This is a genomic window from Cellulomonas sp. EB106-03-03-XG116, assembly GCF_058792015.1.
Map to the genome: position 1 here is coordinate 46,099 of NZ_JBYTEP010000025.1, position 11,180 is coordinate 57,278.

Below are 11,180 nucleotides of genomic sequence, written 5' to 3' on the forward strand. Positions count from 1 at the left end.
AAGAGGGGGAGAAGAGAAAGGGAGGAAAAAAAAAAAAGAAGAAGGGGAGGAAAAGAAGGGAAACGGTCGGACGAGCCGGGGCCCGCCGGGACGGGACCGACCGGGGCGGGACCGATCGGGGCGGGACCGTCCCGGGGTCAGGCCAGGACGGCCACCGAGCGGGGGCCCAGGAGGAGCTGGGTGCCCTCGCCGTCACCCGCCGGGACGATCCGGGCCGTGGCCCAGGACGCCACGACCCGCAGGTCCCCCTCGGACGCCAGCGGCACCCTGCGCTCGGCGTCCGCGAGGTTCACCACCACCCGGGCGTCGCCGCGGTGCAGCACGAGCCAGTCGGCCCACGCGCCGTCGACGGGTTCCGCCGCGCCCTCCTCGGCCCACGTCAGGTCCGTGCGCGTGCGGTCGCCCGACGCCAGGTCCGGCACCTCGCGGCGCAGCCGCGCGAGCGTCCGGTACCAGTCGAGCATCCGCTCGCCGCCGGGCAGGGTCGGCTCGTCCCAGTCGAGCCGGCCGGCCTCGAACGTGGCCGGCGCCTGCGGGTCGGGGACCTCGAAGGTGTCCTCGTCCGCGCCGTACATCTCCGCCCAGCCGTGGCCGCCGAACTCCCGCGACCGGCCCTCGCGCACCGCCTGGGCGAGCTCGGGCTCCGGGTGGTCGGTGACGTACATCCACGGCGTGCGCGCGCCCCACTCCTCGCCCATGAACAGCATCGGCGTGAACGGGGACAGCAGCACCAGCGCGGCGGACGCGGCCAGCGCGCCGTCGTCGAGCGCGTCCGACGGCCGGTCGCCCAGCGCCCGGTTCCCGACCTGGTCGTGGTCGGACCCGAACACCACGAACCGGTGCCCGTCGACGTCCGGCGGCACCGGCGCGCCCCAGTCCGCGCCGCGGAACGTCGAGTACCCGCCGTCGTGCACGAACACGTCCCGGTACGCCTTGCGCAGCGTCTCGGGCGAGCCGAAGTCGACGTAGTACCCGTGCCGCTCGCCGGTCAGCAGGGCGTGCAGCGCGTGGTGCACGTCGTCCGCCCACTGCGCGGTCATGCCCCAGCCGCCCTCGGCGGTCGGCGTCACCGACACCGGGTCGTTGAGGTCGACCTCGGCGATCAGCGACAGCGGCCGGCCGACCTCGGCCGCCAGGGCCGCGACCTCGTCCGAGAGCTGCGCGAGGACGTGCCGCGGGGAGTCGTCGACCAGCGCGTGCACGGCGTCCAGCCGCAGCGCGTCGACGTGGAAGTCCCGGAGCCAGCGCAGCGCGCTGTCCACGATCCACCGGCGCACCTCGCCCGCGCCGTCGCCGTCCAGGTTGATCGCCGCGCCCCACGGGGTGTGGTGCGCGTCGGTGAAGTACGGCCCGAACTCGCCGAGGTAGTTGCCCGACGGGCCCAGGTGGTTGTGCACCACGTCGAGGCAGACGGCCAGGCCCGCGGCGTGCGCGGCGTCCACGAAGCGTTGCAGGGCGGCGGGGCCGCCGTACGGCTCGTGCACGCCGTACAGGCTGACGCCGTCGTAGCCCCAGCCGCGCTCGCCGTTGAACGGCGCGACCGGCAGCAGCTCGACGACCTCGACGCCGGTCGAGACGAGGTGGTCCAGGCGCGCCGCGGCGGCGTCCAGCGTGCCCTCGGGCGTGAACGTGCCGACGTGCAGCTCGTAGACGACCGCGCCGCGCACGTCGCGCCCGGCCCAGTCCTGGTCGGACCAGTCGTGCCGGGACGCGTCGAACACCCGGCTGGGCCCGTGCACGCCCGCGGGCGCCCAGGGGCCGCGGGGGTCGGGCCGCGGGTCGCCGCCGTCGAGCACGAACGCGTAGTCGGTGCCGTGCGGGAGCTCACGGTCGGTGGCCCACCAGCCGTCGCCGGCCGCGGTGAGCGGCACGGTCTCGGCGCCGGCGTCGTCCGCCGCGGGCAGGTGCAGGGCGACGGCGGACGCGCGGGGCGCCCACACCTCGCCCGGGCGCACGGTGCGGACGGGGGTCTCGGTCACGCGTCGGTCCTCCTCACGAGCAGGGCGACCGGCAGCCGGTCGAGCAGGTCGGCCAGCGGCTGCACCCCGCCGTCGACGGGGCGGTCGGCGAGCACGTCGTGCCAGTCGCCCTCGGGCAGGGCGACGGTGTGCTCGCCCCAGCCCCCGAGCCGGTCGACCATCGCGGCGAGCCGGGTGGCGACGACCGCGACCCGGGGCTCGCCGTCGGCGGTCCGGACGTAGGTGAGCACATGCCCGGACGAGTGCGGCAGCGGCGTGATGCCGGCGCCGGGGCCGACGAACGCCTCGGGGAGGTCCCGGCGCAGGCGCAGCGCCCGCGACGTCACCAGCAGCTTCTCGTCCGCCAGGTCGCGCGGACCCGCGCCCTCGTCCAGCCGGGCCAGCCGGGCGGCGATCGCGTCGTGGTCGACGGGCCGGCGGTTGTCCGGGTCGACCAGCGCGACCGCGGGCACCTCGGTGCCCTGGTACACGTCGGCCACACCCGGCAGCGTGAGCTGGACCAGCTTCTGGCCGAGCGTCGCGGCGCGCACGGCGTCCCGGGTGCGGTGCTCCCAGTCGGCGAGCAGCGCGCCCACCCGCTCGTCGGCCAGGGCCCGGGTGGCGACGCCGAGCACGGCCCGCTCGTACGCCTCGTCCGGGCTGGTCCAGGACGTGCGGTCCTTGGCCTCGCGGACGGCCTTGGTCAGGTACTCGGTCAGCCGCTCGGCCGCGATGGGGCCGTCGGCGGTCCAGGTCCCGGCGAGCGTCTGCCACAGCAGGTTCTCGGCGCGGCCGTCGAGCAGGGTGCTCCGGTAGGACGCCGTGGCCTCCCGCAGCCGCCCGACCAGCTCCGCCCACTCGACCGGCAGCTCGGACAGCACGCCGAGCCGGGCCCGGACGTCCTCGCTGCGCTTGGTGTCGTGCGTCGACAGCGTGGTCATGCCGAGCGGGGTCTGCTGCTGGGCGCGGACCGCCCAGGCGAGCAGCTCGGTGGGGGACAGGGCGAACCGCTCGGGCTCGCCGCCGACCTCCGTCAGCGACACCAGGTGGGTCCACCGGTAGAACGCGGTGTCCTCGACGCCCTTGGCCATGACGGCGCCGCAGGTCTGCTGGAACCGGACGACGAGCTCGTCGCGCTGCGGCTCCCGGGTGCGGCCGGCGCTGCCGACCTCGCGGCCCAGGAGCAGGTCGACCAGGACGTCCATCGTGGCGGCCCGCTCGGGCGACAGCCGCGCGCGGGCCGCGCGGGCCGCGTGCTCCAGGACCTCGACGTCGGCCGGGTGCGGGGTGCGCCCCGGCGCGACGTAGGCCCGGTACCGGTCCATCGCCACCAGCAGCTCGACCAGGCAGTCGTGCAGGGAGCGCCAGGTGTGGTCCCGGAGCCGCAGGTCGCCGCGGCACACCTCGGCGGCGAGCTCGGTCAGCCGGTACACCTCGGCGTACAGCGCGCGGTCCACGATCTGCCGCTTGGCGGTGTCGACGACCTCGGGCAGCGCGTCGGAGGACTCGCCGGTCAGCCGGTGCATGAGCGCGCCCAGCCGGGCGCCGCCGCCCGGGTCGACGAAGGCCTGCTGGATCCGCCAGAGCGCCTCGTAGCCGGTGGTGCCGGCGGTGTCCCAGTCGGCCGGGAGCTCCTCGTCGCCCTGCAGGATCTTCTCGACCACGACCCACGCGCCGCCCGACCGCTCGCGCAGCCGCTCGAGGTAGCCGCCGGGGTCGGCCAGGCCGTCCGGGTGGTCGATGCGCAGACCGTCGAGCACGCCCTCGTCCAGCAGGCGCAGCACCAGCGCGTGCGTGGCGTCGAACACGGCGGGGTCCTCGACGCGGATCGCGGCCAGCGTCCCGACGTCGAAGAACCGCCGGTAGTTGAGCTCCTCGTCGGCGACCCGCCAGTACGCCAGCCGGTAGTGCTGCCGCTCCAGCAGCTCGGCCAGCGGCAGCGCCTCCGTGCCCGGGCGGACCGGGAAGGTGTGGTCGTAGTAGCGGAGCACGGGCTGGGGCTCGTCGCCCTGGCCCGGCACGACCTCGTGCTCCAGCCGGATCTCGCCGGACGCGAGCACGGCGCCGATCCGGTCGCCGAGCACCGGCATGAGCACGTCGCCCTCGCCCGCCGACCAGTCGACGTCGAACCAGGACGCGTACGGCGACTCCGGGCCCTCGGCGAGCACGGACCACAGGGCGCGGTTGTGCCACGCGGGCGTGGGTACGGCCATGTGGTTCGGCACGATGTCGAGCACCAGGCCGAGCCCGGCCCCGTGCGCCCGGTCGGCGAGCCGGCGCAGCGCCGGCTCGCCGCCGAGGACGGGGGAGACCTCGTCGTGGTCGACGACGTCGTAGCCGTGCGTCGAGCCCGGCGCCGCGGTGAGGATCGGCGACAGGTATACGTGCGTGACGCCCAGGTCCGCCAGGTACGGCACTAGGTCGGCGGCGTCGTCCAGCGTCAGGTCCGCGCCGAGCTGGAGCCGGTAGGTGGACGTGGGCACCGGGCGACCCGGCGCCGGGAGGCGCCGGGTCGGCGTGCGGGGCTCGGTCCCGCGGTCGACGGTCACTTGCCCCGCTTCCGGTCGCCGGTGCCGTCGGCGGGCGCCGGGGCGCCGGAGGGCGTGCCCGGGGTGCCGGGCAGGCCGGTCGGGGCGGGCGGCTCGGCACCGGTCGGCAGCGACGTGACCGCCGGGGCCTGCGTGATCGGGTCGACCTGCTGGATCGGCGGCCGGGACAGCACCACCGTGGACCGGTGCGCGATCTCGAGGGTCGTCGAGTGCGCGATCTCGGTGCCCGGCTCCAGCTGGTGGTCGCTGTCGAGGGCGACCGTCCAGGTCTCGCCGTACTCGGCGTCGGGCAGCGTGAACGACGCCGGCTCGGGCTGCGCGTTGAACAGCACCAGGAACGAGTCGTCGACGATCTCCTCGCCGCGCAGGTCCGGCTCGGCGATCGCGTCGCCGTTGAGGAACACCATGACGGCGCGCGCGAACTCCTCCTGCCACTGCGCGTCGGACATGTGGGTGCCCGCGGGGGACAGCCACGCGATGTCGCGCAGGTCGGACTCGCCGCCCCGCTCGGGGGCGCCCGCGAAGAACCGGCGGCGGCGGAACACCGGGTGGTCCTTGCGCAGGTGCACGACCTTGCGGGCGTACTCCAGCAGCTCGGTGTCGTGCTCGTCGAGGTCCCAGTTCTGCCAGGAGAGCTCGTCGTCCTGGCAGTACACGTTGTTGTTGCCCTGCTGGGTGCGGCCCATCTCGTCGCCGTGCAGGATCATCGGCACGCCCTGGGAGAGCAGCAGCGTGGTGAGGAAGTTCCGCCGCTGCCGGCCGCGCAGGTCCAGGACCTCCGGGTCGTCCGTCGGGCCCTCCACGCCGCAGTTCCAGGACCGGTTGTGGCTCTCGCCGTCCCGGTTGCCCTCGCCGTTGGCCTCGTTGTGCTTCTCGTTGTACGACGTCAGGTCGGCCAGCGTGAAGCCGTCGTGGGCGGTGACGAAGTTCACGCTCGCGATCGGGCGGCGGCCGGTGTGCTCGTAGAGGTCCGAGGAGCCGGACAGCCGGCTCGCGAACTCCGCGAGCGTCGACGGCTCCCCGCGCCAGAAGTCGCGCACGGTGTCCCGGTACTGGCCGTTCCACTCCGACCACAGGGGCGGGAACCCGCCGACCTGGTAGCCGCCGTCGCCGAGGTCCCAGGGCTCGGCGATCAGCTTGACCTGGGAGATGATCGGGTCCTGCTGCACGATGTCGAAGAACGCGCTCAGCCGGTCGACCTCGTGGAACTGGCGGGCCAGCGTCGCCGCGAGGTCGAACCGGAACCCGTCGACGTGCATGTCCTGCACCCAGTAGCGCAGCGAGTCCATGATCAGCTGCAGCACGTGCGGGGACCGCATGAGCAGCGAGTTCCCGGTGCCCGTGGTGTCGAAGTAGTGCGCCGGGTCGTCGTCGACGAGCCGGTAGTACGACGCGTTGTCGATGCCGCGGAACGACAGCGTCGGGCCCAGGTGGTTGCCCTCGGCGGTGTGGTTGTAGACCACGTCGAGGATGACCTCGATGTCGGCGGCGTGCAGCGCCTTGACCATCGCCTTGAACTCCTGCACCTGCTGGCCGGTGCTGCCGAAGGCGGCGTAGGCGTTGTGCGGCGCGAAGAAGCCGATCGTGTTGTAGCCCCAGTAGTTCGACAGCCCGCGGTCCTGCAGCGACGGGTCGTTCACGAACTGGTGCACCGGCATGAGCTCGACGGCCGTGATGCCGAGGTTGGTCAGGTGCTCGATGACCGCCGGGTGCGCGAGGGCCGAGTAGGTGCCGCGCATCTCCTCGGGCACCGCCGGGTGCAGCCGGGTGAGGCCCTTGACGTGCGCCTCGTAGATGACCGAGTCGTGGTACTCGTGCTGCGGCGGCCGGTCGTGGCCCCAGTCGAAGTACGGGTTCACGACGACCGACGTCATGGTGTGGCCGGCGGAGTCCTCGGTGTTCCGCTCGTCCTCGGCGCCGAACGTGTACGAGTACAGCGACGGGTCGTTGTCGATCTGCCCGTCGATCGCCTTGGCGTACGGGTCGAGCAGCAGCTTCGACGGGTCGCAGCGGTGGCCCTGGGACGGGTCGTACGGGCCGTGCACCCGGTAGCCGTACCGGGTGCCGGGCTGGAGGGCGGGGACGTAGCCGTGCCAGACGAACGCGTCGACCTCGGGCAGGTCCACCCGGGTCTCGTTGCCCGCCTCGTCGAACAGGCAGAGCTCCACCCGCTCCGCGACCCCCGAGAACAGCGCGAAGTTGGTGCCGCTGCCGTCGTAGGTCGCGCCGAGCGGGTAGGGGCGTCCTGGCCAGATCCTCATGCGCGTCAGTCCTCCGGGGGCGGTGGGGGTCGGCGGCTGGTCGCCGCTCCTGGGCACAGCGTGCCAGGGGACCCCCCAGGTGCGCAGGACGAACGCCTCCCACGTGGTCCGGAGCGGGGCCCGGGCGGCGGCGCCGGGGCCGGGTCGCGGGGCGCGGCGGGCGGCGGCGGTGGGCCCCGGCGGGGTGGCGCCGGGCTCCGGCGGAGACCGCGCTGGGCCGAACGGGCGGCGTGACCCGGCAGTTCACCCGGGCCAGGCCCCCCGTTCACCCCGTCGGACTATCGCATAACGGGCAATTCGGACGCATGCTCGGGTCCATGGCGGAACAGGACGACGCGCGGGTCGTCATCACCAACGCGGACATCGCGGCGGCGAAGCGCGACTGGCAGCTCGCGCGCAGCCGCGGGGACCTCCCCGTCCGCGTCGACGCCGCCTACGACCTGTACCGCCGGCTGGTGTCCGCGCAGGCGCAGCAGATCGCCGACACGTTCCGCGCGACGGGGGCGCTGCGCTCCGACCAGGGCTGAGCCGCGCGCTCCCGTCCGGCTGGGGCCGCTCGCCTCCCGCCTGCCGGGCTGCTCGCCCCGCCCCTGCGTCGCGCGCGGCCTCCCGCACGCACCGCTCCCGGAGCCGCGCCCCGAGGTTGCAGAAGATGCGGGGTTCGCCCCCCGGAAGCCCGCATCTTCTGCGATCTCGGCGGCGGGGGCGGCGGGGGTGGGGGCGCGGGTGGCGGTGCCGCGGGCCCGCGGGGGCGCGTGCTGCGAGGCGGCTGCGAGGGGGGTGCGAGGGACGCGGTGCCTGCTGGTGGGGTCCGCCGGCGACCGGCCGGCGGCCGACCCCGCGAGGAGGACCCGCATGTCCACGACCACGCCCGCGCCGCGCGCGGCCGCCGCGACCACCGCGCCGCCCGCCGCCGCTCCCGCCGACGCGCCCGCCCCGGCCCCCGCCCCGGCCCCCGCCCCGGCCCCCGCCGACGCCCCCACCGCCCCCGCCGCCCGGCCCGGCGACCTGCTCGAGCCCGTCGGGCCCAGCCCCGCGGAGGTGGCGGACCGGGTGTTCGCCGCGAGCCTCGGCGCGCAGGAGCTCGCGGCGGTGCACGCGGGCGACCGGCTCGGCTGGTACCGCTCGCTGGCCCGGTCCGGGCCCTGCACGCCGGACGAGCTGGCCGCGCGGACGGCCACCCACCCGCGCTACGTCCGCGAGTGGCTGGAGCACCAGGCGGCCGCGGGCTTCGTCGTGCCGGCCGGCGACGGGGCGTTCGCGCTGACCCCCGGGGCCGCCGCGGTGCTCGCGGACGCCGACTCGCCGTCCTACCTCGCGCCGCTGGGCCGGATGCACGCGGCGAGCGTGCGGGTCTCGGACGAGCTGCACGCCGCCTACCGGGCGGGCGGCGGCGTGCCCTGGGAGCGGCTGGGCGCCGACGCGCGCGAGGCCCAGGCGGCGCTGAACCGGCCGTTCTTCCTGCACGGGCTGGCGGAGGTCGTGGCGGAGCGGCTGCCGGACCTCGACGGGCGGCTGCGCGGCGGCGCGCGGGTGGTGGACGTCGGCTGCGGCGAGGGCTGGTCGTCGATCGGGCTCGCGCTGGCGTACGAGGACGTGGAGGTCACGGGCGTCGACCTCGACCCGTCCTCGGTGGCGGCGGCCCGGCGGCACGCGGCGGCGCGAGGCGTCGAGGACCGGGTGCGGTTCGTCGCGGCGGACGCGGCCACGCTGGCGCGGCGCGGCGAGGCCGGCGGGTTCGACGTCGGGCTGGCGTTCGAGTGCGTGCACGACCTCGCGGACCCCGTCGCGGTGCTCGCGGCGGTGCGGGAGCTGGTGGCGGACGACGGCTGGGTCCTGGTCGCGGACGAGCGGGTGGCGGAGGAGTTCACCGCGCCCGCCGGGCCGCTCGACCGCTGGTACTACGGGTTCTCGCTCGGGGTGTGCCTCCCGGACGGGCTGTCGCACCCGGGCGGGGTCGGCACGGGGACCGTGATGCGGCCGGCGACGCTCGCCGGGTACGCCCGCGGGGCGGGGTTCGCGGCGACCGAGGTGCTGCCGGTCGACCACGACCTGTTCCGGTTCTACCGGCTCCGGGGCTGACGCGCGGCGGTCGCCGCCGCGGGAGTCGCCGCCGCGGGGGTCGCGCCCCCGGGGCGCGGCGGGGTGGCCGCCGGGGACGCACCGGCCCGGACCGCGGGCGACCGGACCGCCCCGTCCCGCGGCACCGCGGCGGTGCCGTGCGGCGCCGCGGCCAGCCGGTCGACCGCGGCGCCGAGGTCGTCGTCGGCGCCCGCGTCGACCAGCGCCGCCAGCTGCCGGGCGCCCAGGGCGGCGGTCAGCCCGGCCCGCGCCCCGGCCAGGGCGTCGGCCTCGACGCCGTAGGTCACCGGCAGGTCGGGGGCGGTCACGGCGCCGAGCAGCAGGGCGGACTCCTCGGGCCGGTCCAGCCGGAGGAGCAGGGGCACCGCGTTCCGCAGCGCCGTGAGCAGGTGCGTGCGGTCGCCCGCCGGGGCCCAGTCGCGCGCGAGCGCGAGCAGCTCCTCGAGCGCCCCGGCCGGGTCGGGCCGGCGCGCGACCGCGGCGACGGTGGCCGCGCGCGCGACGCCGGACAGGTACCGGTCGCCCACGGTCTCGGCGAGCTCCCGGGCGTCCGCGAGCGCCGCGACGGCGGCGGCGGGGTCGGTGCGCGCCAGCACCTCGCCGGTGGTGAAGGCCAGCCACGCGCGGTCGGACGGGGCGGCGGCGACCGGGTGGACGGCGCGGCGCAGCACCGCGAGCGCGGCGTCGGCGGCGAGCGGGCGGTCCCGGTAGGCGGCGACGAGCGCCGGGTACGTCAGCCCGATGACGCGGTAGTGCGGGTCGGCCGCGTGCTGCGCCTCCGCGGTGATCCGGCCCCCCAGGGCGACCGCGTCGTCGGTGCGGCCCTCGACGAGCGCCAGGTCGGCCAGCACCTCGAGCGCGTGCAGCCGGTCGGCCACGTCGGTCGCCCCGGTCAGCGCGTGCTGCGCCCGGCGCCCCGCCCCGCCGCGGTGCCCCTGCACCAGCGCCCGGGCCGCGAGCGCCGCGAGGACGGCCGGGGCGTCCTCCCGCCCCGGGACGGGCCAGGCCAGCACGTCGGTGCGCAGGGTGTCGACCGCGTGCCGGTGCAGCGCGCGGGTCAGCCGCACCGCGAGGTCGGGGTCGTGGGTCGCGGCCCAGGCGTGGGCCACGCGCAGGTCGGGCAGCAGCGCCGTGAGCCGTGCGCGCGCCTCGGGCTCGCCGGGGCCGCGCAGCGCGCGGTCCGCCTCCCGGGCGACGTCGAGCAGGACCGCGGCGTGGCGGGCGCGCACCGGCTCCGGGGGCGGGCCGACGACCGCCCGCACCGTCTGGAGCATCCGGTACCGGGTGCGGCCCCGGGCGTCGTCCCGGACCAGCAGCGACGCGGCCGCCAGCTGCTCCGCCGTGCGCGCCGGGACCTCCAGCACCCGCGCGGCGAGGTCGGGCGGGCACGCGGTGGCGAACACCGGCCAGCCGTCGAGCGCCGTGCGCGCGTCCCGGGGGAGCAGCTCCCGCGACCAGCCGACCAGCGCCGCGAGCGACCGGTGCCGTGCCGGGGCGTCGCGGCGCGGTTGCACGAGGGAGTCGAGGCGGGCGTCGAGCAGGTCGGCGAGGTCGGCCACGCTGAGCGTCGCGGTGCGGGCGGCCGCCATCTCGACGGCGAGCGGCAGCCCGTCGAGGCGGGCGACGACGCGGGCGACCGGGTCGGGTGCGCCCGCGGGCGGCTCGGGCGCGCCGGGCTCCGGCCCCGGCGCCCGGCCGGACGCGGCCCGGGCGCGGTCCCGGAACAGCCGCGCGGCCGGGGATCCCGGGCCGTCGGTGCCGAGCGGCTCGACCAGGAGCACGTGCTCGCCCGCGACCCCGAGCGGCGTGCGGCTGGTCGCCAGCACCCGCAGCGGGCCGGGCTCGGACAGCAGCAGGTCGACGCACTCCGCGACCGCCCCGGCGACGTGCTCGCAGTTGTCGAGCACCAGGACCGTCGGCCGGGTCCCCGCGCGGGCGAGCACCTGGGCGGGCGGGACGGCGGGGTCCGCGTCCAGGCCCTGGGCGATCGCCGCGGCGACCGCGGCGGGGTCGCGCACCGCGGCGAGCTCGACGAACCGCGGGACCAGCGGGACCGGCACGCGCGCCGCAGACTCCAGGGCGAGGCGCGTCTTGCCCACCCCGCCGGGCCCGACGAACGTGACGAGCGCGCTCTGCGTGAGGAGCGCGCGAGCCGCGCGCAGCTCGGACTCCCGCCCGACGAACGAGGTCCGCGGGCGGGGGAGCGGCGGGGCCGGGCGCGGGTCGGTGCCGGCGCGGGCGTCGGCCGGGCGCGCCCGGTCCGGGGCCGGCCCGGCGGGCACGGCGCGCCCTGTCTCTTCTCCACCTCTGGCGCTGCCGACAAAGGACGT

The 11,180-nt window shown here is 76.9% G+C and carries 6 protein-coding genes; 2 read left to right on the forward strand and 4 right to left on the reverse strand.

Features of this window, described 5'->3' with window-relative positions; all coding sequences use genetic code 11:
- Positions 1–137: 137 nt before the first annotated feature.
- The 3 genes from treZ to glgX form a co-directional block, all read right to left on the reverse strand.
- Positions 138–1,979 (reverse strand): malto-oligosyltrehalose trehalohydrolase, encoded by a 1,842-nt coding sequence (gene treZ / locus AC3WUG_RS11115; RefSeq protein WP_492327715.1) that lies wholly within the window; start codon positions 1,977–1,979, stop codon positions 138–140.
- Complete coding sequence (gene treY, locus AC3WUG_RS11120) at positions 1,976–4,441, reverse strand: malto-oligosyltrehalose synthase (RefSeq protein WP_492327716.1); 2,466 nt, start codon at positions 4,439–4,441, stop codon at positions 1,976–1,978. The genes treZ and treY overlap by 4 nt, the downstream gene beginning before the upstream one ends.
- A gap of 62 nt (positions 4,442–4,503) precedes the next feature.
- A complete protein-coding gene (gene glgX / locus AC3WUG_RS11125) occupies positions 4,504–6,768 on the reverse strand; it encodes a glycogen debranching protein GlgX (RefSeq protein WP_218707958.1) in 2,265 nt (754 codons plus the stop codon).
- A 317-nt stretch (positions 6,769–7,085) separates the two neighbouring features.
- Here glgX and AC3WUG_RS11130 point away from each other — a divergent pair, with 317 nt between their 5' ends.
- The gene (locus AC3WUG_RS11130) at positions 7,086–7,295 is read left to right on the forward strand and encodes a hypothetical protein (RefSeq protein WP_492327717.1); all 210 of its coding nucleotides are present in this window, start codon (positions 7,086–7,088) and stop codon (positions 7,293–7,295) included.
- A 328-nt stretch (positions 7,296–7,623) separates the two neighbouring features.
- Positions 7,624–8,850 carry a class I SAM-dependent methyltransferase gene (locus AC3WUG_RS11135; protein ID WP_492327718.1) on the forward strand — a complete coding sequence of 409 codons (1,227 nt, stop codon included), beginning with the start codon at positions 7,624–7,626 and terminating at the stop codon, positions 8,848–8,850.
- On the opposite strand, the gene AC3WUG_RS11140 is transcribed toward AC3WUG_RS11135, so the two are convergent.
- On the reverse strand, positions 8,832–11,180 hold a 2,349-nt coding region (locus AC3WUG_RS11140), incomplete at its 5' end, for an ATP-binding protein (protein WP_492327719.1). The genes AC3WUG_RS11135 and AC3WUG_RS11140 overlap by 19 nt on opposite strands.